Origin of the sequence: Frankia sp. Mgl5, assembly GCF_023242985.1 — a bacterium.
Classification (GTDB): Bacteria; Actinomycetota; Actinomycetes; order Frankiales; family Frankiaceae; genus Parafrankia; species Parafrankia soli.
Genome location: NZ_JALKFY010000816.1, coordinates 1 through 22,261 on the forward strand (window position 1 = coordinate 1; position 22,261 = coordinate 22,261).

A 22,261-nucleotide genomic window follows, 5' to 3' on the forward strand; every position below is an offset into this window, starting at 1 on the left:
CTGATACTGTTCGCCCGCCCCCGCCGGTAAAACCCCAGCTCAGCAAGTGTCGTCCCCGCACGCGCGGGGATCTTCCCTCGGCGGCGTCGCGCGGGATCGCTTGGTGATCGTCGTCCCCGCACGCGCGGGGATCTTCCCCTTGTCATCCGACAGCCAAGGACTGTCAGGTTGTCGTCCCCGCACGCGCGGGGATCTTCCCGCGGGGCCCGGCGCGGTGGACGCCGCCGGCGGGTCGTCCCCGCACGCGCGGGGATCTTCCCGACGCCAGCGTGTCCTCGCTGATCCGGTACTCGTCGTCCCCGCACGCGCGGGGATCTTCCCGGCCGCCGCTGCCCACCTGGCCACGCGCTACGGTCGTCCCCGCACGCGCGGGGATCTTCCCCACTCCCCGTCGCGCGTGATCGCGGCACGCCAGTCGTCCCCGCACGCGCGGGGATCTTCCGACCTTGATGTCGCTGTACTGCGAGGCGAGGATGTCGTCCCCGCACGCGCGGGGATCTTCCGTGGCGCCGCGCGGTGTCAACAAGGGCGTGGCGGTCGTCCCCGCACGCGCGGGGATCTTCCGTACCGCGAGGAGAAGACCTTCCGCGCCCGGCTGTCGTCCCCGCACGCGCGGGGATCTTCCCTGCGTGTGCAGCGCGCCGCCGTGTCCCCAACTGTCGTCCCCGCACGCGCGGGGATCTTCCGAGGCGGCCTGTGGTGCGTCTACCAGACCTGCCGTTGTCCCCGCACGGCCGGCATCATCCCCACGCGCCAGTGGGGGTGCTCCGGGCCCGTGACGGCAACCGGTGCCGCCACCAGGGGTCCTCCCTACGCCTGTGGGGGTGGTGGATCTTGGTGTGGGGCTTGCTTGTGGGCCTGGCTCGGTTCAGCTGGTGGTTCGCCGAGTGGACGGGCTGGGCAGTCGTCCGGGTGGCCGTCGGGGGTGGATGTGGATGGTCGGGGGCGGCGGGTGCCGTCCCCGACCATCGGTCGTCATCCGGATGTGGTGTGCCGTCGGCCGGTGGGGGCTGTGCGGCGTCGGCGGGGTGCCGGTGCGGTGGTGTTTCCGCTGGTCGACGCCCTGAGACCATGGTCTGTGATGGATATCACAGGGCTGGGGATGGTCGGGTAGCGGTTCGCATTGTGGTCAATCCGGTCGACCACGTAGGGTGACTATGTATCTGACCTGGGTAAATGCGGTGCCGGATAGATCGTCCGGCACCGTTTGGGTTGCTCTCCGCTGCTGGTGTTTTGCAACGGGGCAGGTCAGTGGTGTGGTGGCGGTTCGAATCCCCCCAGCGCCCTCGCCCTTTCTCGTCACAGATGGTGACGAGTCGGGGTGTTTGGTTGGTGCCGGCGGGGAACTGGCGCCGCGGTTGAGGTTAGAGGCGACGGCGATAGCTCTTCCGCGCGAAGCGCAGGACCAGCTCGCAGATCTCCCGGCGGACCGATGGCCGTCCGGATGTCTTCGCGGGTCCATTTCGTGCGAGGAGGTTTCGGTGCCAGCGCAGCACGGTGGCCGGGGCGACGAAGAACGAACCCCAGCGGGCCCGGGAAAGCAGCCGGGACAGGGCTGCGAGGACGACCCGATCCGCCGGTTCCAGCGCCGGGCCGGTGGACCTGCCGTCGTAGCACCGCCACTTGGTGCCGCAGGACGAAGAGCTCCACGTCCTGCGTGGTGTCCCGCGGAACCGACGTAACATCAACCCGAGAGCGTTGCGTGTCAGGGCGTAGAGCAAGGACCACACCATAACCATCCAGCCTGCCCGACACGGCCCAGTCTCTCAGGCAAACACGCAGGTCACCGCCCAAATCGGGATTCTGGAGCCCCATAAGTGCGGGGCAGCCGGGCGGCGCTCAACCGCTGAGGCAGACGGTCTTCACGTATTTGCGTAGTACCCAGCCGGTCAGGCCCTTGGCGGGGGCGGTCCCGTGCACCCAGCCGTTGCCTCCGGTCAGGCCGTCGGAGTCAAACACATCTCCTCGGACCAGGGCCGGCCCGACGGGCTGTGACCCCGCCAGGTAGGAATCGCGCACGGTAGCCGTCTCGCCGCAGACGACGAGCCGCGTGGTCGAGCCGCCAGACGTCGAGGTCGGCGTGGGGGCGGCGCCCGTCGGCGGGTGGGACGGCGGCTCGGCGCTGGCCTCTGGAGCTGGCCGCAGAGAGGGACCGGGGGCCGGATCAGACGATTCGATGGCCGGGCCCGCGGACGGCGTGGGTGACGATGCCTGGGCGCTTCGCTCCTTGCGGGCCGGTGCGTCCAGCGGAGGGCCGTCGTCTGCGCCGATGGTGAGGCGGCCAGGTGAGGGCGTCACCGAGGCAGGGCCGGCGGGCAGTGAGCGAGCTGCCCGACCTTCTGCCTGTGACGACAACCGGTACGGTGACCAGCTTGGTCTCGCCGCCAGCAGCCCGGCCAACGCGAGCACCACGGCTGCCGCCACAGACGCGGCGAGGACGACCTGCCTCGCCGGTCGCCCAGAGGCCGGTGGTGGGGGCGGGTCGGCCGTGGACTGGCTCCGCGTGGTGGATCCGTCCGGGTCGTCGGCGCGCAGCAGGACGTCGGATCCGTCCAGGTTGTCCGTCCGCGGCGGGACTTCGGCCCCGGCTGTTGGCGACGTGTTCGCTGAGGCGGCGGCCGGGTAATCGAGGCTCGGTGCCGGGTCGAGCTTTTGGTCGCTGCCGGTAGGGTCAAACGAGATGCCGGACGGGCTGGGAGCAGTGGTCGTTCTCTCCCGTCCCCCGGGCATGGTCGGGCCCGGACCGTCCGGCAGGGGGGTGGTGCCGAGCGCGGCGGCCAGGTCTCGGCTGAGTGCCCGCGCGCTGGGATGGCGGTCCGCGGGGTCGGCGGCGCAGGCGTGCAGAGCGATGATGTGCAGGCCTGCCGTGAGCGGGTCGGTGGAGGTCGTGCCCGGGCAGGTCCCTGTCGGGCACTGCGGGCAGCCGACCAGCATTTCGTGGAGGATTAGGCCGGCGGCGTAGATGTCGCTGGCCGCGGTAGCCGGTTCGCCGCGCAACTGCTCCGGGGCCATGTACTGGACGGTTCCCAGCAATGCGCCGTCCCTGGTCAGACGGTCGCCGTCGACGAGTGCGGCCAAGCCGAAATCGGCGAGATAGGCGTGCGGCTGGCCATTGATGTCCGTGAAGAACAGGACGTTGGCCGGTTTCACGTCACGATGGACGATGCCGTGTACGTGCGCGGAGTGCAACGCGGTGGCGACCTGCCCCACGACCTGCCCGGCGATCGTCGGGCTGAACGTGCCGCGGCGCTCGATCTCGTTGTCCAGATCGCCCGGCAGCAGGGGCATGGCCAGGAAGAGCAGACCATCCAGCTCACCGACCCGATACACGGGAACGATGTGCGGATGGTGCCCCGCGCCCAGCGCCCGCACCTCGCGCAGGAACCTGTCCCGCCGTAGCGCGCGATCGTCGGCGACGCTGTCCGCCGGGTCGATGACCTTCAGGGCGACCGTGCGTTCGCTGTCCAGCTGCCGCTCGGCCGCGCGGTAGACCGTACCGAAGGAGCCCCGACCGAGAACCCGTTCGATGTGGAACCCGGCGAACTGGTCGCCGGCCGCCAACTGCCGCCCCATCGGTATCCGGGCCCCCGTCCGCGCCTTGAGACCTGACGTGTCGGACAGGTTACCCGGGGCGCTCGGAAGGTCGGCCGCCCGCGTTCGCCTGGGGCCGGGCCGGTGGACTACCTGTCGACGGACGCCGATCCGAGCGCCTTCGCGAGACCGGGAAGCAGCCGTATACATTCGGCGCGCAGCGCGGCCAGCGCGGCCAGCGCGGCCGGCGACTCCTCAACCCCCGCCGGGCGCCCCGCCTTGATGCTCAGGGCCGCCGCACGGGCCGTGTCACCGAGGGTTACAAGATCACCACACAGGCGGCGGAGCGGATCGCCCTCGCCGGCGTGCCCGCCCAGTGGGTCGCCGATCTGACCGAACGCACGCAGGGCGCGCTCGAGCTGGCTGGCGTCGGGCGCATCCTCCAGCAGGACGGCGGTCAGGCGAAGCAGCCGGCGGGCCGCCTGCCGGATCAGCGTGGGCGGCGGCGGACCGGCGTCCGAGCGCGACCGGGCCAACTCTGCGCGGACGTGCTCGATCCAGGGCTCGATCGACGCCGCCCTCCACAGCGGGCCGGCGGCCAGCTCGTCATCCGGCGGCGGCATCCCCCGGCTCAGCCGCCGCCGCCAGACGGTGACGAGCTGGCGATCCACGCCGAGGGAACCCGCGATCTCCGCGATGCCGTAGTACCGCCGCCCACTGCTCACCCAACTTCCACCTGACCTTTTTCCTAACGTTGATGTTATGAGAAGGGTCCCACTGTTAGCCTCGCCAAGTCATCGACGATGACGTGAAAGCTATCAGGGAGAACGCTGGTGGGATGTCGACGAATGATTCGAAGGGCGCAGCTGGCCGTTCCGGCCGTCGCGATGCTCGGCGCGCTCGGCGCGGTCGCGGTACCGGCGGCCCCCGCCCTTCACCGCCAGGCGCGGTCGGACGCCACGGTGTCCTCGGCTGCGATAGCGGTCTCGGCCGAGACGGTGGCCGCGTCGCCGGGTGCGGGCTACGCCGCCGCGGCGGTCGCCGACGGTGACACAGCGCCCGCGAGCGGGGAGGACACCGGCGACCACCAGGATTACACGATCGGCGTGCGCCTGGCGAAGGACTTCTGCAACGTCTACTGGAACCTCGACAGCTCCGGGGAGCGCTCCTCCGGCACCCGCGGCTGGATCGAACGGGCAACGGTGCCCGCCCCGTCCGGACACGGCACGGTCCAGGCCACGGTCGGATGGCGTTACAACGTCAACGACCGCTGGGCGCTCATCGCGAGTCGTCGCGCGGACACCCCGTACTGGGGCTTCATCGAACGGTCCTGCCTGGTCGACCCGCCGTCGCGGCTGCTGTCCGGGCACGCCAACGGCTCAGGCTGGAGCGCGGTGAACTTCCGGCCCTCGGCCCGAGCGACCGCCGGCTCCCGTCACGTCACGGCGAACGCCACCGTCCGCAGCGGACCGAACGGTTATGTGATCGGCAACCTGCGTGCCGCCAACGGCGGTGACGTCTTCGAGTGGAGCCACCACTGCGGCAACCACGGTCCTTGGATCTTCGGCTGGGCGTCCCGGGCGAACACCTGGGGCTGGATTCTCGCCCGGGACATCGGCAACCCATGCGCACCGGCGGACTTCCCACAGGCCACCGGCAGCGGATCAGCCTCCACGCCGACGTCGCAGCCGTCGACGCCCGACACCTCCCGAGGACACGAAATGGCCTCGACCGCCGCGAACCCGGCCACCCGGCAACCGTCGGCAACCGGCGGCGCGCCGGCAGCCCCGGCCCCCGCCAGCTCCCAGCCTCCCGCTGCCCCCGCCAGCGCCCCGGCCCCCGCGGCGCCCCCGCCCGCGTCCGCGGACGGTTCCACGGCGCAGTGCTACCCCCAGTACACGGTGACCGACAACGCCCGGGCCCGCGTCACCCGCGCCGGCGACGTCATCGGTGATGTGGCGCCCGGCGCCCGGGTGAACGTGCGCAGCAACGACGGCGTGTGGATGTACGGCTACATCTCCCAGATCAACGGCGGCGCCGGCGGCTTCGGCTGGCTGCTCGACGAGAAGGTCGACCGGACGGGGACCTTCTGTGGCTGAACCGATGAACACCCGGCGGCTGACCGCCGGGCAGCGCGCGTGGGTGCGACGAGGCGACGGCATGGACAGAACCCACCCCGCGCGACGTCGGAGATGGACACCGGGGCGGCGACGGGTTCTACCGGCGGTGGTGCTTGCCGTGCTCGCGACCGGGATCGGGATCGCTCCGCAAGCTGCCGCGGCAGCCTCGGGCGTGCCCGCCACGGTGCGGAGATACGCGCCCTACATCTACCTCGCCCCCGGCGAGCTGTATCTGCCCGCCGACGCCGGCAACTACGTGGCGAACTCCTCGCTCGCCTGGTCTCGTGACGGAAACTGCCCCGACGACACAGTCGCCGACGCGGGTACCGTGGATCCGGCGAAACTGGGCGGCGGAGGCTACCAGCACCGGATCGCCAACTCAGCCTGCATCGACCATGGTCGTCAGTGGCGTTCCAACGACCACACCAGGCCCGGCGACACGAAACCCGGCGTACCCGAGCGGGAGGGTTTCTTCCTCCAGTCGCCCGACCGATACACCGGCGGCCAGAGCCTTACCGCGCCCGCGTACTTCGAATACCATCCGCACCAGTATGTAACATACTGGTTTTTCTACAACTTCAATGACGCTCCTGGTCCGACGAACTTCTTCGACCACCAGGGCGACTGGGAACGCATCACCGTCCGGCTGAACAAGAACGACAGGGCGACGGCGGTCGCCTATTTTCAGCACACTGGATCCTGCGTGGTCCCGTGGGGGCAGGCCGGGAAGCACGACGGCCAGCCGCTCGCCTACAGCGCCCTCGGTACGCACGCGACCTATCCAAGTCGCTTCAGCCCCACCGCCCTGGCTGACGGCCTGGCCAGCGATACGATCGGCCGCGGGGACGCTTGGTCGACCGCCGGCCACCTCCTGAACGCCCGGACCCAGCCCTGGTTCGGCTTCGGCGGAGCGTGGGGGCAGGTCGGCTCGGCTCCGGACTCCACCGGACCGCTCGGCCCCAGCCGATTCAAGGGCGCCGTGCCCCGCGACTGGTCGAAGCAATGCTAACGATGAGCTGCTCCCCGAAGCCTGTCACGTCGACGCCATCCGGGAGAATAACCGGATCGAAGCCGACCATGGCCGGTTGAAGCATGGCTCCGGCCGATTCGCGGGCTGAAACGGCTGTGATCCGTCCAGATGATTAACGCCGGCTACGCGCGTCCAGTACATCCGCTGGGGCCACTACGAACTCGGGATAGGCACCGAACCGCAGCTACGGTTGGCCGCCGCGTTCATCGAAATTGCCGCCGCCGTCTGACTAGCGCTGATCGAGGTTGGTGGCATGCCCCGATTCCTCGCAGCGCAACAGTGCCCCGACGGAAACCCGCTTCCGTTTATTGACATTCTATTTCTTGTTATGCATGGAAGTTATTCGCTAAAGTTATATGATCATCCAAGGTGACGTAAACGCCATCAGGGAGGCCGTGGGTCGGATGGTGCGTAGATGATCAGAAGATGGGTGGCGGTCCTCGTGGCTGTACGGGCGGTCGCCGCACCGGCAATGGCCAACCACACCTCGAACGTTAGTCGGCGCTTTCCCGCGGAGGTCTTGTCGTGCTGTTCAGGATAACGATCGGTTCCGCGCAGGGCGCGCAGCCGTTGCCGGGGCGGCGGCCGAGGTTGACAAGTCGTCGCGTGATGGCTGCGGCCGCGCTGCTGGGACTCACCGTCCTCGCCGCGGGTTGTGAGTCGGGCGAGGAGGCGCAGGCCGGGGCGATCGACGGTCTCGTGGAGAACTCCTCTGCGCCGGCAGCCTGGCCGGTGTCCGGCGAGCGGTCCGGGGGCACCTTGATTCTGCTTGAGTGTGACCAGCAGGGCGGTTTCACCCTCCGCGCCCTGTCGGCTAGCAGTGGGAGCGAGCTGGGACGTCAGTCCTTCACCCTTCCAGACCGGGCCGAACTGAGGTTTAGCTGTGACAGCCAGGGTTCGCCCACGACTCTGAACGAGGTCTTCTCGTCCGACTTCACCAAAGCCGCCGTCAGGGTGACCGACCTTAAGACCATGGCATTCCGTGCGGCCACCCTCGATCTGATCTCCGGTGAGCTTGAAACCGGCGCGCCCGCTGGTGAGTTCGCCGCCGCGCCGCACCATCTGGACCCGGTGTTCAATCCCGCCAACGACGACCTGTGGTACATCGACGCGACGGACAGCCAGGACTGGGGTGAGCGGGGGCGACTCGTCTCGCGCCCGACAGGCTCCACGGAATCCGTCGACCACGGGGACGCCGAGCAGGGGTCGTTCGTGCTCGGTCCCAAGGGATCGGCCTGGTGGACCGACGTGCTGGAGGGATCCGCGACCGCGATCAACCCGTCCGACACTTATGCCGCGCAGTGGGAGCGTGGCGCGACCTACCTTCTCCGACCGGGTGAGCGGACCATCGACGCTCCGGTGCTGGCGGGGGAGGGCCTGGCCGGTGACACCAGTCTGCCGGGGGCGGACGAATCGCAGGTCTGTAGCCCGCAGTCCTGGATCGACGACCATCGGCTGATCTGCGTCGGCAGCGATCGCGACCGGCTCTACACGCTCACGCTCTCCGCGGACTACCACGCAGTCGATTCCGTCGACTACCTCACCCCGCAGACCGGTCGCTACAACGGGACCGCCGTGGTGTCCCCAGATCGTTCCAGAATCGCCTTCGTGTCGAAACAGGGCGAGCAGGTGGACCTATTCCAGACCACCCTCGACGGCAGCGCACCAAAAAAGATCGCCGCACTGTCACCTTCGGTTATTTTGCTCGCTTGGAAATGATCAGTCGGATCGCTTCCTGGCGGGGGCACTGGGGATCGGTGTCCTCGTCAGTGGCATATAGCGCGAGCTGGTTCGGTTCGGCTGCCGACGTTCGGTCCGCACAACTGGCCGGCCCGCAGGCCCCGCGTCGCACCCCGCACGCGGCCCCGGTTGTGCCGTCGACGCATGCCAGAGCTGCTCGACCATTCCGCAGCGTCGATCCCGGATGCCCGCCCTGCCCGCCGCGAGGCAGGCACTCCTTGGCAGGGTCGGTATCTGCGCTCCAACCGATGTGGGTGTGAATCTTGGCTTGGCTGTTGTGGGCCCGGCCCGGTTCAGCTGGGTGGTCTGCCGAGTGGACGGGCTGGACAGTCGTCCGGGCGCTGTCGGGGGTGGATATGGATGGTCGGGGGCGGCGGGTGCCGTCCCCGACCATCGGGCGTCATCCGGATGTGGTGTGCCGTCGGCCGGTGGGGCTGTGCGGCGTCGGCGGGGTGCCGGTGTGGTGGTGTTTCCGCTGGTAGACGGCCTGCAATCATGGTCTGTGATGGATATCACAGGGCCTGGGATAATCGGGGAGTGGTTCGCATTGTGGTCAATCCGGTCGACCACGCACAGTGATTATGTGTCTGGCCTGGGTAAATGCGGTGTCGGATAGATCGTCCGGCGCCGTTTGGAATGTTCTCCGCTGCTGGTGTTGTGCAACGGTGCAGGTCGGTGGTGTGGTGGCGGTTCGAATCCCCCCAGCCCCTCGCCTTTTCTCGTCACGGATGGTGACGAGTTGGGGTGTTTGGTTGGTGCCGGCGGGGCCCTGGCGCCGCGGTTGCGGTTAGAGGCGACGGCGGTAGCGCTCGGCGTCAGGGGAAGACGTCGCAGCGTTGCTGTACGGGTGCGGACCGAGGGTGCAACTGTCCGTATTCAAATGCGAAGTCCGTGACCAGCACGAGATGCGTGAGCTCCGTGGTGAGCTCCGGGATCGAATCGACCCGTTGGAGGATCAGGTGCGGATCTACCCGACCGACCAGCGGACCTTCGCCGAGCGGTACATCCTCGGCGCTCGCACGGTCGAGGAACGTTCCGACTACCGGATCATCCGCCGATACCCCACCCCAGTATATCAAGATCGGTACGGGGATCCTGGTGGAAGCAGGTTTGGATCATGGCTCTCGCAAGGTGCATCGGTGCAGCTCAATCCATATGTTGATCTGCAAGGTCGATGTTGGCAAGACCACCCGGGATGTGTGCGCGACGTGGTCCTCGCGCGATACCCTCAACTCCGCAGGTCGGCCCAGGCGTCGCCCGGGGTGCCCTCGCTAACCCCAGCCCGATCATGAGGGCATAGAAACTTCAAGGTCGAGATTGGGCGGTTGAGCAACGAGACCGCTCGCTACTTTAACCAGCAACTTTGCCGGCGCCCTGCGGACGCAACGGAGTCCCTGATCGTCCCTGGTTTGTTGCTCTTCGCGTACCGCACCAATGGGCGCCGCTCGGGTTCGATGGACGGGCATAACCCGGAATTCTGGTCGGCATAACTACTGGCACTTGGACGTGATGTGAGACAGCGACCGATGATGGTCCCGCAGTGGTCCACCCTCGTCATCTGTCCCTCCTTCGCCGGACGAAGGGAGAGTCTCAGTGTCGGAAGCACTCTCAGCGAACCGGCTGGCGTTGCTCACCATCGACGTCCAGAACGACTTCAGCCTAAGGTCGTCACCTCACTCTGTCCCCGGTACCGACGAACTAGTTCCGACCATCGCCCGCGTCGTCGCGGGGTTCCGCGCCGCCGGGCTGCCAGTCATCCACGTCGTCCGCCTCTACCTTACGGATGGCTCCAATGCGGATCTCCTGGCGGACTGGTGGTCGCCCGGGGCACTTCCGCGGATAGGTCTATTTCCGTGCGAGGAGGTCACGGTGCCAGCGCAACACGGTGGCCGGGGTGACGAAGAAGACGTCCCAGCGGGCTCGGGGCAGCAGCTGGGACAGCGCCGTGAGGATCACTCGATCCTTCGGTTCCAGCGTCGGTCGGTTCACCTGCCGTTGCAACACCGCCACCTGATGTCGCAGGACGAGGAGCTCGACGTCCTTCGCGGTGTCCCCACGTATCCGGAGCAGCATCAGCCCGAAAGCGTTCCGTGTCAGGGCGCAGAGCAGCGACCACACCATGACCATCCAGCCTGCCCGACGCAGGCCCCGTCCGGCAGGCAAACGTGCAGGTCACCATCCAAATCGGGGTTCTGGAGCCCCACACGCTGACCGTTGTGCCCGCCGCCAGCGACACCAGACCGGCGCTCTCTCTGACTCGTGGATAGAACCGCGTGTCACCTGATTGACGCAACCCGGCCGGCCGAACGTGACCGACCTGCTCCTGGCCCGCAATCGTGCCCAAATACCCCGTGCGCCGTCTCGTCGACGCAGCGCCGGCGAGGCGGCCCGGTGCTTGACACTGGGATGGCTCAAGTGAGCCGAGCAGCAGCCGGCAGCGGTTCGATCAAGAAGCAGGTGTGGTTGTGGTCGGGTGAGACATCCATTCAAGATCGCTTATCTTGACGTGCAGTGTCGCGGCGATCCAGCGCGGCTGGCAGAACCGGCAGCTAGGGTACACGAGCGGAGCCCAACGCGGGGCGGCAAGCCGGCCTGGCGCCGCTCGGCGCAACCGGCAGTCAGGCGGGTTAGGGGGCTAGAGCCGATCGGGGCCGGCAGGACCAGCGAGACCGGGCGGGCCCGCAGGACCTGGCGGGGGAACACCGGCGCGGGCCGGTGAGAAGCGACTATATAGCACTCAGGCGAATAGATCCTGGCATGAAGAGAGTCCGTACGCCCGGGTTTTTTGGCGAAAGTCGAGCTGAGTTCTCTGTACGGACTCGACCTGGGTGCTGGATACTTCACGCCCCTGGGTTAACGTGTTCCCCAACTCGGAGTAGTTGAAGATGACAACTTCCAGGTCATCAAGAATAGGTCGAATCGTTTCTCGGTCCCGCGATGGCGGAGGAATCGGAGCCCATGCCTGTAGGAGACTATTCAAGATCTGATTGGATCTCAAGATCCATTGTCCGTATAGGGCCGGATTCTGGGCGGGCGGCCTCCCGAGCTCCAGACTCTGAGTCAGTGAAATATTGCATAGCGTGTTCACGGTTCGAAGATAAGGAGCGCGCTCCTCCCGTGTGGAGAGTCGATTGGCATAGTCCGGATGGAGAAAGGAAATTATTGCGACGGCCAGCCCCGCTATCGCCGCTAGTGTTCCGATGATCGCTATCGTGTGGTTCTGGCCACGATGCGGGCCGTTCCCCGCACCCCCCGAATCCGTCATGGCCTCGCTCGGAAACTGCGGTCAGATGCGCACATAGCTGTAGTAGCCGTCGTTATCGAACGTGAAGGACAGCACCTCGATGCCGCCGCCGGCGTCGACGTATTCGTATGAGCCTGGTGCCTGCGACCCGTCCGGGCCGAAGAACGCGATGCGATGGGTGTCCGCGACCACGACCCCCTGGCCGATGACGCCGTAACCGGTTCTGCTGCGGCGGTAGCTGCCGTCACTGGCGATCTGCAATTTCTCTCCCTTACCGGCGCCCTCGCCGCCGCTCCAGTCCCCGACGATGAACGCGGGAACCTGTCCGGCGGGCAGCGCGACGGCCGGCCAGTCTCCGCCGGCGCCTCCTCCACCACCGTTTCCACCGGCGGAGCCGCCGCCGGCGGGCAGCGAGTTACCCGATTGCGTGAAAACGTCCACAGGCGGGGCGGCGGTCTCGGCGGTGCATCCCGTGAATGCGGCCACGGCCAGCGAGAGCACCACGACGGCGCTGATCTTCCTGACGGTGCTGTTCGTGCCCACCCTCGGGATACGCCGTGTCGGTGTCGCTCGCGGTGGTTCTCGGCCGGGTGGCACGGGCACAGGGTCCCCCCGTGACGCTGTGCCGGGCCTCTCACCACCGCGCGGGCCTCGCTGTCACCCCCAGCACCTGGCACCGCGCCGAGACGTACCGACCGCCCGATCAGGCAGCCGGGAATGTTGTAGTCCATGTACGGATGGTCCCGAGGTGGACGGAAGTGGTCCATACTCTTAAAGGGGTAGACGTGGCGCCTACCAGCCGTTCCTGGGGGGTCGATGGCAATGGGAGTCGCCGCAGGCGACCTTGCCGCCGTAGTGGAGATCGCGGCGGAACTTCGATCGGTGGCGAACCTCGACCAACGTCGGAAGATGGCGTTGCAACGCGGGTGCGGGCTGCTCGGAGCCGAGGTCGGCGCCTACAACCTGGTCGACCGAGCCACGCCCACCGCGGCGATGATCGTGTCACCCCAGAACGTTCCCGACGCGTCGTCCGCGTTGCGGTCGGTACTGTTCGACCATCCACTCATCGAGCACTACATGACCACCCACGACACGAACCCACGCCGCCTCAGCGACGTCTCCGTGGGTCAGTCCGTGCGGGACCTGCGCCGCACGAGGGTTTACACGGAGCTGCTCCGACTTGTCGGCATGCGGCAACTAGCCGTACCGGTCGACTTGATCGCGCCGGTAGGGGGAGACGCGTGCACCTTTCACCGGTCGGGGTCCGACTTCGCGACGCGTGACGTCGGTCGGAGCATCGCACTGCAGATCGCGCTGGTCGCGACCCTAGGCGGAAGAGCACTCGCCGAGGAGCTGAGTAACCGGCCGGACGGGAACCCGAGGTGGGTACCGGCCCGGCCAGCAGAAGGCCGTGTCTTGACGCAACGGCAGTGGGAGGTGCTGTTCCTGCTGGGGCGGGGCGTGACCGTACGGCAGGTCGCGGAACACTTCCTGATGAGCCCTCATACCGTCACCACCCATCGCCGCAACGCCTACACACGCCTAGGCGTCACCAACAGCAGGCAGGCCGCACAGTGGGTGTCCGAGGTGACGGCGAGGAGCCGGACGCCGATCGAAGACCGCGTCGCGATGGTGCTTTCCAGGTGAAGCGACGTGGCCACGGCGCCACGACCAGGCTGGCGCGCCCGACACGCCTCGGAATCCGGTCGGTCCAGCTCCGCCAGTCAGACCAGCGGTGAGCGCGGGACGATTCGCCCCACCGCCGACGGGAAAGACCACCATGTCCACGAACCGCTCACCCCAACCGGTCTTCCGGCCGGCGAGTGCCCCCCACAGTTCCTCATCCACCACACCCTCACGCTAACAACACAGACAGATCCACATGGAGATACGCCCCATCCGATCATCACAGCCGCAGGTCCTCCTATGTCCCGGGGGACCTGGCTGAGCCGTTTCGCTGGAGCTCGAATAGGTCGGTCGCGACCATCAGGTCCTTGAGACGGGTGTAGCTGTAGGTCTTCAGGACGACCGTGGGGTGCTTGCGGATGGCCGACCCGACGGCCGACAGGTGGGTCCAGCCGTCGGGGCCGACGTTCGTCATGACGGCCTCGCGGAGCCGGCGGACCAGTGCGGTGTCCGCGCGCAGTTCGGCGGTCGTCGCCCGGGTGGGAGGCGCGACCGGGGCGGTCTTCGCCTTCTTCCGTTTCCTCGGCGGGGCAGCGACAGCGAGCTGCGGCGTGTCGGCAGCCGGGCTCGGCACGAACGTCTCGGATTCGCCGGTCGCCTCAGGGCGGGCGCGGCGCCGACGGGGTGGCCTGGGCGGGGACGAACGCCTGGCCAGGCGTCAAGGTAGGCGTTGGTAGCGCTGCCGCTGCGAGGGTTTCGACGAAGGTGAAGGTGTCGCAGGCCGCGGGCAGACCCGGGTTCGTCTTCTTCTGCTCGCCGAACCTGTAGACGGCCTGGTTGGGTGGCCCGGGGGTGCGGTCCGCCCGGGCCACCCGACCACCGTGTCACCGGGGCTGGTGACAGCCCTACACCTGCTCCGACCTGCGGAAACGGCCACCGGAAGGCCGTTTGTCGCCGTGTCACCGGGTTTCGGGAATTTCCCCCGGGGGCGAGTGGACGCAGCGGTCTTACTCTGTCCCGAAGCTCAGTTCCTTGCCGGAACGCCCGCTCTCGGATCAAGATGCAGTGCATGTCGGCGACGCTGGCGCGCTGTGCTCGCCAGCCCGACCGTGACTTTTCCGGTGGGCGAATCTATACTTCAACAGTACCAAATATTCGACAAGTCAAGCGAGCGGCATCCGGGAAGTGTCAAGCTCGACAAACACAAAATGGAAGAACGTACTCGAAGTACACCTTCGAACAAGCGTGTGGACCCGGCAGTTACCGGCCGGACGATAATCAGTACCGGCGAAATCGCGGGGGTCGTGTTGCATGCATTAGACCTCACCACCGTTGTCATTGCCCTCGGGATTATCTGGCCAGTACTCGCATGGATAGATGTAGTTTGGCACACGATATTTACCAAGCCGAAACCGCCGCCATCCGATGGGAAGCGGTGGATTAAGTGTGATTCTTGCAATGGTAGAGGGTCGAGAGTGGAGGGTACTGAGGCCGACGCTGACACTGGAAATTTCTTCGCCCGAAGGATGTGTGGGCCTTGCGAGGGAAGGGGGTGGCGTTCTTCGTGACGACATTCCGCGAGATTTCCTACGCTAGAGTTTCCGTACGCCTACGCATCGCGTTTGATGGCGCCGTCGTTGGTTGACTACGGTGCGTAGGATAAGTTTGGTTCCGGGCCGGTCGGTTAGTGCACCCCGCGACTGGTTGTGGGAAGGATGGCCCGTTCGAGTCAGGCCGGATTGGGCCCGACGTGCCTTGCGTGCTGGGTGTCACGGCGAGGGTTTACCCATCGCTGTACCCGAGCCGGTGGATGTTGGTGGACACCGGCGGGCTCGGACCGACACTGAAACCGATGGGTGCGGGGGCTGCCCCGGACGAGGTCGGGATCGGGCGGGCTGGGCGGTTATCGTGTGGTCGCTGGTCTACGCCTGACTGCGATCCCCGAGTCTGGTGCTGCTCCGGGTCCGAGAGCACTGTCAGGTCAGTGACCTGAGATGACAGGTCGGACAGCCGGACAGCTCACCGGAGACCTTGACGAAGCCCACATGATCGGCGAGGCGCGCAGGCGTCCGCTGGGACTGGCGACCCTTGCGGGTGCCGGAAACTGGGTTCGGGTCAGGCGGCCTGCCGGTATGCGTGGAGGAGGCTACCGAGCCGATCATGTCGGGCGGCCGAGGTACCGGGCTCGGGCGGTGGGTCGGAGTGTGTGGTCATCAGCCGAGGAGGATGCGGTTGGCGGCGCAAGGGGATCCTGCTCGCCTGACATCCCGGCAATCCGATGTGGCCGATGTGGCCGTGTGGTGGGAACCGTCGGGGGTCCGGCCGCGTCCAAGCGCGCATGACACAAGTGTTTCGGTACCGCGGTCCGTACGGTCTACTGCGGCCGATTTTCGTCGCGATCATGCTGATGGTGGTCGTCTCGGGAATGACGAGCTGCGGTGACAGCCCCAGCGGCGCGATTCGGTATCCCATGGGGCGGTCGGATCTCGTGCTCACCTGGGAGGAGGCCAATGGGCTCGCACCGGTCGGTTACGGCGGCGGCGGGGTGACGTCCACCTCGTTCCTCCAGTTGCCGTTGCTGCTCGTTTATGGGGACGGGACGGTCATTGGCTTCCGGAACGCGCCGGCGGTCGGAACGCCGCCCATGTTGCCCCCTCTCGTCGTGCGCCATCTGGATGCCGCCGGTATGCGGGGGCTGTTGGCCACAGCCGACCAGGACCGGCTGCTGCGGCGGCGGTCCTACCGCTCCGCGACCGCGGAGCGGATACCCGACGCGGGGCAGACCACCCTGACGATCTCGGTGAATGGCCAGACGTACGTGCACCAGGCGTACGGCCGCACTATCGGCTCGTCCGGCGCACGCCGACAACTCAACCGCTTCATCGAGCGACTCGCCGACCTCGATGCCCTGGCCGGCCCGGGTCACGTCACTGCGCCCGAGCCGTACCGGCCAAACTCCTACGCCGTCCGCGCGAGGCCGGTGGGCGAGCGGTCGGGTGCCGACGACGGTACGGGAGAGGGCGCTGGGGGGGAATCCACGAATGTCGTCGCCTGGCCGACCGGCGCGGGCTCGCTCGCCGACGCCCAGCGGTGCCTCGTGGTTCGCGGCCCGGAGGTGGACCGGGTTCTCGCCGCCGCGACCTCCCGCACCCGGTTCCTGGATGGCACGACCGTGTACCAGGCGACCGTCCGAGTCCTGCTGCCGGGCCTGAGCCGCTGCTGACTCCACTCAGCACCACCGAACCCGTGGACGGTCAGGCCGCCTTCGCGGATCCGTTCGGCCAGCTGGGTGAAGTCGCTGTCCGAGGTCGCCAAGCGGATTCCGTCGACGGAACGGGACTGCAGCAGATCCATCGCGTCGATCGTCAACGCCAGGTCGGCTGCGTTCTTCCCCCTGACAGCGGCGAACACCTGTACCGGCCGGATCGACTGCTCCAGCAGGGTCTTCTTCCAACTCCTCAGCGAGCCCGCCCAGTCACCGTAGGCACGCCTCACCCGGGCCTTCCCGTACCGGGCGATCTCGGCGAGCAGCGGCTCGACAGCCCACGACGGCATGTTCTCCGCATCGATGAGCACCGCAAGCCGAGCCGACCCGTCGCCGTCGACCACGCTGGTTCCTCCCCCTCGGGCACCCGGCACCCGCGGCTACAGAACACGGCTGGCCGCCCACAGGATGCCACGCGGCCCGTAGGCCCGCACCGCCACCGACCCTCGGGCCGTTTCCGGCGCTCGCGGGCCGCATCCGTTCGTCCCACCCGGCCTGCACCCAGCGGGTGCCACACCTGAGCCTGACGCGGAGGGCACGACACCGCGGTCCCCGTCATGGTCTTCACACCCGGCGAGTTGGACGCCGTCCCCGACGGCGCCGACGACGAGTTCAACCAGTAACAGGCAATACCGCCCGACCCCCACCCGATCGCCGGTTGCCCGGTGCATCCATCCCCGGACAGGCCAGGCCGACTCTTCCCGGTCCACGATCAACTACATATCGTGACCGAAGCGCTTCGTGTCCGATAAGGAGGATATGACTGTTATGTCGATGCGTCGCCGGCTGCGCCCCGGCCCATGTGGGCGCATTGTGTGCGTGGATGTTCCGGCACGGCGCGACATTTTCCGGCACGTTCCGACACCGAAAACGCCCTGGCCTCGGATTTTCCGGCATTGCGCGGCATTTCCCGGCACGTTCCGATACGCGGTATTCTGTCTTGTAATCGAGCGGTTAGGGGTTCGAGTCCCCTCGCCGGCTCCAGGCAGATGGCCCCTGACCTGCGGTTTTGCAAAGTCAAAGATCATCTATTCAAGATCAAAATAGGTTGGTGTGCGCATGGTGTGCGCATTTCGCGTTCGCGTGCTGGGAACGATCTTGGTTTGGGTGTCGTCCTTGTCCGTCTTGGCTGGGGTCTAAGGTCGCGCCACCGCTCCAGTGACGGTTACGTTCTGTTACTTTTTTTGGTTCTGGGGTGCGGTAAGAGCGTTGCGCGTCGGCTGGCGGTGGCTCATCCGCGCACCACCCCGGGGATAGCGCGGCGTGGGGATCGGGCGTGCACGGTGCCGTCGGGGCCGTGGCGCGGCCGTGGACGGGAACGTGCTGGCGGGGCGGGTGGTCGGTTCCGGGGGCGGTTCGCGAGGTCGGTTGTGGCTCGTCGGTCCGCCCATCGATCTCTTTGTCTGATGGGCCGCGGCGCTGGCGGGTTCACCGGCGCTGTTGCATCGGCGATGTCCACCTTCGCGTAGCCGCCGATCAGTCATGATCAGAGGATGCGTCGACGTCGTGTCCGTCCACCGGTTCCGACGTCGGAGTTCGCCGGGTTCCGGTTCCCGCCGGAGGTGATCGTGCTGGCAGTGCGGTGGTATCTGCGGTTCGCTCTGTCGTACCGGGACGTCGAGGAGCTCCTCGCCGAACGCGGCCTCGAGGTCGATCACGTCACGATCTACCGGTGGGTGCAGCGATCCAACGAACTTCACTTTTCTCGCGGCGAAGTTCGAGATCGTCGCTAATTCTCTGTGCGGGTTCAAGAGCGCCCCTTCGGGGCGCCAACACCCAGGCTGATCGGCCAGAACCTCGAGGTTAGGGCGCCGCACGCGCCACGCCGAACGGGGCCCCGTCCGGCCCGACCGCGCGCGATGGGGCCCCGCCTCCCTCCGGTCGGCACCCCATCGGCGCGTCGGACCGGCCGCCCATTCGGCCCGTCGGTGCGTCGGTGACCCGGCAGCTATTCGACGTCTTTGAGGATTCGTTCGACGGACTGGAGCCGAGTCTGCACCTCGGCGAGGCGTCCCCCGAGTTCGGCGAGCTGTCGCTCGGCTCCTTCCTGGAAGAGAACGGCCTTGTCGGCGATGGCGCGGTACTCGTTTTCGCGCGCAAGCACAGCCTTGGCTCGCCAGGTTGCGGCGAGCTGCCAGATCGTCACGGTGATAACGGTGGTCACCAGGGTGAAGAATCCGATGACCCCGATCACCTCCTGCCAGTCGGTAGTGCTCATAGCGTTGATCCCTTCTCGGGTGGGGTGAGTGTCCGCGCCGCGTTCGCGACGGTCTCCGGCGTCAGGTGGAACTGAAACGGCACGACTTCGTAGAACTTCATCGCCTTGCCGTCCGGGGAGAGCTCGAGGTTGGCGGAGACGAGTCCGGCCGCCTCGAGTTTGCGCAGGTGGACCTGGAGCAGGGCGCGGCTGATGTCTAGCTCACGGGCGAGCCGGCTGACGTAGTTGCGTTCCCTGGCAAGGGTCGCGAGGACGCGCAGCCTGTGCGGGTTGGCCAGCGTCGCCAGAATCTGCACCAGCTCATCGCCTGCGGGAGCCGGTGCTGTCATGAAGTGGTCCAGCAGCACATGCCAACAGATGTTAGCAGGAGCGTCGTCGAATTGGCACCTGCTGAACCGGACGACATCCATCAAACGCGCGCGACGACAGAGGGTACGGCCCCGCCTACCCACTGAGACTGGCCCGCAGCAGGCAGGCCTCGATGGGCGGCCGATGATGACGACATAAACCGCGCCATGCGGCGCGGCGTCACCATCCGTGGGAGGAGGGCGGCGCAGATGCGTTCAGCCCGAAGCCGGGCATCGGCCGAGACATTGTTACGATCAGCCGACGAGCCTGGCCGCCGGTCGGCCCTGCGGAACGTCACGCCTGCGAGCGGTTCGTCCCGCTGCGTTCACCGGTCAAGCGTGCGGGTGCATACCGGGGTTCCACCCCGGACCCCGACCCTCTCTCTGGAGGAGGGGGAGGAGTCGCCGCAGGTCACCAGGAGCCGGGCGCGCGGGACTGCTGATCGCCTCCGCCGGACGGACACCCGAGGGGTTACCCCAGAACCTCCCGACCGCGCAAGAGCGCACGGCACCCAGCAGGCACGACCGGACCGTCGACGCTCTTGCACGGCCAAGAGAACCCGGGGTAAGGCGCAGCCTGCCCGACCGACGGAGGAGATCAGCTCAGGCGGGCGTGAAAAGTGAAGTTCGCTGACCTGTTGCGTGCAGCGCTTTACGCCCCTGCTCGCCGAGGCCGCGCGGCCGTGCCGGCACCGACCCGGCGACAGGTAGTTCATCGACGAGACCTAGTGCGCCACGAGGCGCTTGGCCGTATCCCCGGCTCAGCTGGGAGGGATTCGAAGGGAGGTCCCTTGTGGGGTGTCAGAACTCGGCCACCGGTGTTGACCTGGGGTTTTAGGCGGCTCGTTCGTATTCGTTGATCAGGCCGCCGAGGACGGGCTGGCGTTTGATCCGTTCCTGGGTCAGGTCGGCGACAGGGTGGTCGGGCCGGGGCGGTTGAAGGCCACAACCGCGGTGGGGTCGTCGTCCGTTGTAGTGCCGTGCGTACTCGGCCAGGACGGTACGCAGGTGCCGTTCACCGAAGATCAGCATCCGGTCGGTGGCCTCGGTCCGGACTGTGCGGACGAACCGTTCCGCGTAGGCGTTCGCCTGGGGAGCCCGGGGTGGGATCTTGACGGTGGTGATGTCGGCGTCGGCGAGGGCCGCGTCGAAGGAGGCGGTGAACTGGCCGGCGCGGTCACGGATCAGGAACTGGAAGTCGGCCGCCCGGTCGCCGAGGTCCATGAGGAGGTTCCGGGCTTGTTGGGTGGTCCACGGTCCGTCGGGGTGGGCGGTGACTCCGAGGATGTGGACGGTGCGGGTACCGACTTCCAGGACGAAGAAGCAGTACAACCGCCGCAGCGTCACGGCGCAGTCCACGTGGAAGAAGTCCACGGCCAGCATCGTCGAGGCCTGGGTGCGCAGGAACTGCCGCCAGGTCGTGTCGGTCTGCCGCCTGGGCGCCGGTGGCAACCCGAGGGACGTCAGGACCCGGCGGATCGTGGACGCGCTCACCCGATGGCCGAGCTTGAGGAGCTCACCCTGGATCCGCTGGTACCCCCACGTCGTGTTCTCGGTCGCGAGCCGTTCAATGAGGGTCGCGATCTCCGTGTTGACTGGTGGTCGTCCGGTCCGCTGCGGGTGGGTCCATTTCCGTGTGATCAGACGGTGGTGCCACCGGAGGACGGTGCCGGGGGGGGGGGGCAGCCGGTGCGCTCGCAGCGCCCTGGGCAGGAGTCGGATCAGTGCGGCGAGAACCGCGCGGTCCGCCCAGTCCCATCGGGGCTTGGGCTGGGTACGGCGCAGCACCTCGACCTCGTGCCGTAACACGAGCAGCTCGATGTCCTTGGACGCCGACGAACGACTGAGGAGGACCAGCCAGCCGCACACCCGAACGAAGATCAGATAGAGCAGGCGGATGGACATAGCTGACCATCATGCCGCCTGCCCGGTCCGCCGCATCAGCCCAGGTCACAGGCCCAGGCCGACTTCTGGCACCCCACAGGCTGTCAACGATGATCCACCACGTGGCCGACCTGCCAGCGGCCCGCGTGCCGGGGCCCGATGACTGGCCGTCAGGTGGACTGTCGTCTGGTGATCTCGATCGGTGGCAGTTCGCGGTCGGTCGTCTGCGAGGTTTCGGGAGCGTGGCCCGCGACGGCGGCAGCCAGCCAGCGCTGGGCGAAGTCGCTGTAACGGGCTTCGGGAAACCAGGCGGTGGACAGCGCTGGGGTGGTGAGCTGCGATTCCGGGTTGTTGTCGGCGCCGATGACAGCCAGCTCAGCGGGTACCGACCAGCCGAGATCGCTCGACGCGGCCAGGACGGCGATACCCATGCGGTCGTCGTGGGCGCAGACGGCGGTGACCGCCGCCTGGTCGCGCCACGACGTCAGTTGCCGGGCGACAGCGGAGCGGTCGAGCGGCAGCGGGACGGCCACGACGGGTGGGAGTCCTCGACGGTCGGCCTCTGCGTTCGCTCCGGCGAGTCGGCCGCGGGCCACGGGCAGGCGCGGCGAGTCGGACGACGGCAGGGCGTAGGCGATGTGTTCGTGTCCGAGGCCGGCGAGGTGGCGGACCTGGGCTGCGCCGATCTCGATCTCCCAGAACCTCGCGGTGTCGGATTCGTCGTCATCGGCGTAGCTGACGCCGAGGACGTGGCGGGCCCCGGCCGCACCGAGCTGGGCCCGGGTCGTGGCCGACGTCTCGGCGAGCAGCAGTACGCCGAAGGGCTGCAGCGCCCGGACGACGTCGCACAGCTGCTCGTCGGAGACCTTCACGTGGAGCAGGACGGTGTAGCCGCGGTCGGTGATGTCGGCGGTGACGTGCTCGACCGTGCGGGCGCTGACGTCGCCGACGAAGGTGCGGTCGATCACCACCAGTACGACCTGGGAGTACCCCCGACGAAGGGTTGTGGCAGCGGCGTTCGGCACGTAGCCGAGTCGGGCGGCCGCGTCGAGCACGCGCTGGCGGGTCGCCGCGGAGATCGGCTTGTCCGGCCGGTTGTTCAGGACGTAGCTGACGGCGGCGATCGAGACCCCGCTGTGCTGGGCGACATCGTTCAGGGTGGGTCGACCGCCCGCTCTCGACGCCATGTCTCCTACCAGGTCGAAGTCGAGCGCCTTGCCGTTACCGCGCACCGGTGCCTGGTGACCTCCGAGCGA

General features: G+C 67.6%; 15 protein-coding genes, 6 pseudogenes and 1 CRISPR repeat array. Of the genes and pseudogenes, 9 read left to right on the top strand and 12 right to left on the bottom strand.

What is annotated here, in order from left to right:
* Window positions 1–48 precede the first annotated feature (48 nt).
* Window positions 49–747: direct repeats of the CRISPR family, unit length 28 nt; unit sequence GTCGTCCCCGCACGCGCGGGGATCTTCC.
* A 635-nt stretch (window positions 748–1,382) separates the two neighbouring features.
* The 3 genes and pseudogenes from MXD62_RS39935 to MXD62_RS31835 all read right to left on the bottom strand — a co-directional run.
* A pseudogene (locus tag MXD62_RS39935) lies at window positions 1,383–1,739 on the bottom strand (hypothetical protein); the annotation flags it as partial.
* A gap of 100 nt (window positions 1,740–1,839) precedes the next feature.
* Entirely contained in the window at window positions 1,840–3,561 is a 1,722-nt protein-coding gene (locus MXD62_RS31830; RefSeq protein WP_248833070.1) for a serine/threonine-protein kinase, read from the bottom strand.
* 119 nt (window positions 3,562–3,680) lie between these two features.
* Window positions 3,681–4,256: a hypothetical protein gene (locus MXD62_RS31835; protein WP_248833071.1), complete on the bottom strand. Its 576-nt coding sequence runs from the start codon at window positions 4,254–4,256 to the stop codon at window positions 3,681–3,683.
* Window positions 4,257–4,379: 123 nt separating this feature from the next.
* On the opposite strand from MXD62_RS31835, the gene MXD62_RS31840 reads away from it, so the two are divergent.
* The 6 genes and pseudogenes from MXD62_RS31840 to MXD62_RS41085 form a co-directional block, all read left to right on the top strand.
* On the top strand, window positions 4,380–5,630 hold the full coding sequence (locus MXD62_RS31840; RefSeq protein ID WP_248833072.1) for a hypothetical protein: 1,251 nt from the start codon (window positions 4,380–4,382) through the stop codon (window positions 5,628–5,630).
* Window positions 5,631–5,769: 139 nt separating this feature from the next.
* Window positions 5,770–6,660: a hypothetical protein gene (locus MXD62_RS31845; protein WP_248833073.1), complete on the top strand. Its 891-nt coding sequence runs from the start codon at window positions 5,770–5,772 to the stop codon at window positions 6,658–6,660.
* Window position 6,661: 1 nt separating this feature from the next.
* Window positions 6,662–6,910 (top strand): annotated as a pseudogene (locus MXD62_RS31850) (DDE-type integrase/transposase/recombinase); the annotation flags it as partial.
* Between the two features lie 341 nt (window positions 6,911–7,251).
* Complete coding sequence (locus MXD62_RS31855; protein ID WP_248833074.1) at window positions 7,252–8,400, top strand: hypothetical protein; 1,149 nt, start codon at window positions 7,252–7,254, stop codon at window positions 8,398–8,400.
* Window positions 8,401–9,257: 857 nt separating this feature from the next.
* On the top strand, window positions 9,258–9,713 hold the full coding sequence (cas2, locus tag MXD62_RS41080) for a CRISPR-associated endonuclease Cas2 (protein ID WP_368862481.1): 456 nt from the start codon (window positions 9,258–9,260) through the stop codon (window positions 9,711–9,713).
* A gap of 301 nt (window positions 9,714–10,014) precedes the next feature.
* Window positions 10,015–10,227: pseudogene (locus tag MXD62_RS41085) on the top strand (cysteine hydrolase family protein); the annotation flags it as partial.
* Window positions 10,228–10,269: 42 nt separating this feature from the next.
* Here the strand turns inward: MXD62_RS41085 and MXD62_RS31860 are convergent.
* Together MXD62_RS31860 and MXD62_RS31865 are read right to left on the bottom strand one after the other, a co-directional pair.
* Window positions 10,270–10,584, bottom strand: a pseudogene (locus tag MXD62_RS31860) (helix-turn-helix domain-containing protein); the annotation flags it as partial.
* Window positions 10,585–11,707: 1,123 nt separating this feature from the next.
* The gene (locus tag MXD62_RS31865) at window positions 11,708–12,169 is read right to left on the bottom strand and encodes a hypothetical protein (protein ID WP_248833076.1); all 462 of its coding nucleotides are present in this window, start codon (window positions 12,167–12,169) and stop codon (window positions 11,708–11,710) included.
* 318 nt (window positions 12,170–12,487) lie between these two features.
* Here MXD62_RS31865 and MXD62_RS31870 point away from each other — a divergent pair, with 318 nt between their 5' ends.
* Complete coding sequence (locus MXD62_RS31870) at window positions 12,488–13,312, top strand: LuxR C-terminal-related transcriptional regulator (RefSeq protein WP_248833077.1); 825 nt, start codon at window positions 12,488–12,490, stop codon at window positions 13,310–13,312.
* A 277-nt stretch (window positions 13,313–13,589) separates the two neighbouring features.
* Here the strand turns inward: MXD62_RS31870 and MXD62_RS39940 are convergent, their stop codons facing one another.
* Together MXD62_RS39940 and MXD62_RS31880 are read right to left on the bottom strand one after the other, a co-directional pair.
* Complete coding sequence (locus MXD62_RS39940) at window positions 13,590–13,925, bottom strand: OST-HTH/LOTUS domain-containing protein (protein WP_248833078.1); 336 nt, start codon at window positions 13,923–13,925, stop codon at window positions 13,590–13,592.
* A gap of 25 nt (window positions 13,926–13,950) precedes the next feature.
* Window positions 13,951–14,163 carry a hypothetical protein gene (locus MXD62_RS31880; protein ID WP_248833079.1) on the bottom strand — a complete coding sequence of 71 codons (213 nt, stop codon included), beginning with the start codon at window positions 14,161–14,163 and terminating at the stop codon, window positions 13,951–13,953.
* A gap of 1,466 nt (window positions 14,164–15,629) precedes the next feature.
* On the opposite strand from MXD62_RS31880, the gene MXD62_RS31885 reads away from it, so the two are divergent.
* Complete coding sequence (locus tag MXD62_RS31885; protein ID WP_248833091.1) at window positions 15,630–16,514, top strand: hypothetical protein; 885 nt, start codon at window positions 15,630–15,632, stop codon at window positions 16,512–16,514.
* A 26-nt stretch (window positions 16,515–16,540) separates the two neighbouring features.
* On the opposite strand, the pseudogene MXD62_RS31890 reads toward MXD62_RS31885, so the two are convergent.
* A pseudogene (locus MXD62_RS31890) lies at window positions 16,541–16,930 on the bottom strand (NYN domain-containing protein); the annotation flags it as partial.
* 1,119 nt (window positions 16,931–18,049) lie between these two features.
* Between MXD62_RS31890 and MXD62_RS31895 the strand changes: the two are divergent.
* Window positions 18,050–18,241 (top strand): annotated as a pseudogene (locus MXD62_RS31895) (IS6 family transposase); the annotation flags it as partial.
* Between the two features lie 263 nt (window positions 18,242–18,504).
* On the opposite strand, the gene MXD62_RS31900 reads toward MXD62_RS31895, so the two are convergent.
* From MXD62_RS31900 to MXD62_RS31915, 4 genes are all read right to left on the bottom strand, one after another.
* Window positions 18,505–18,774, bottom strand: coding sequence for a hypothetical protein (locus tag MXD62_RS31900; RefSeq protein ID WP_248833080.1), 270 nt, complete (start codon window positions 18,772–18,774; stop codon window positions 18,505–18,507).
* Window positions 18,771–19,103 (bottom strand): helix-turn-helix domain-containing protein, encoded by a 333-nt coding sequence (locus tag MXD62_RS31905; protein ID WP_248833081.1) that lies wholly within the window; start codon window positions 19,101–19,103, stop codon window positions 18,771–18,773. Before MXD62_RS31905 ends, MXD62_RS31900 begins: the two co-directional genes overlap by 4 nt.
* Window positions 19,104–19,955: 852 nt before the next feature.
* The gene (locus tag MXD62_RS31910) at window positions 19,956–21,026 is read right to left on the bottom strand and encodes an integrase core domain-containing protein (protein WP_248833082.1); all 1,071 of its coding nucleotides are present in this window, start codon (window positions 21,024–21,026) and stop codon (window positions 19,956–19,958) included.
* 149 nt (window positions 21,027–21,175) lie between these two features.
* Window positions 21,176–22,237, bottom strand: a complete 1,062-nt coding sequence (locus MXD62_RS31915) for a LacI family DNA-binding transcriptional regulator (protein ID WP_308301358.1) — start codon at window positions 22,235–22,237, stop codon at window positions 21,176–21,178.
* Window positions 22,238–22,261 lie beyond the last annotated feature (24 nt).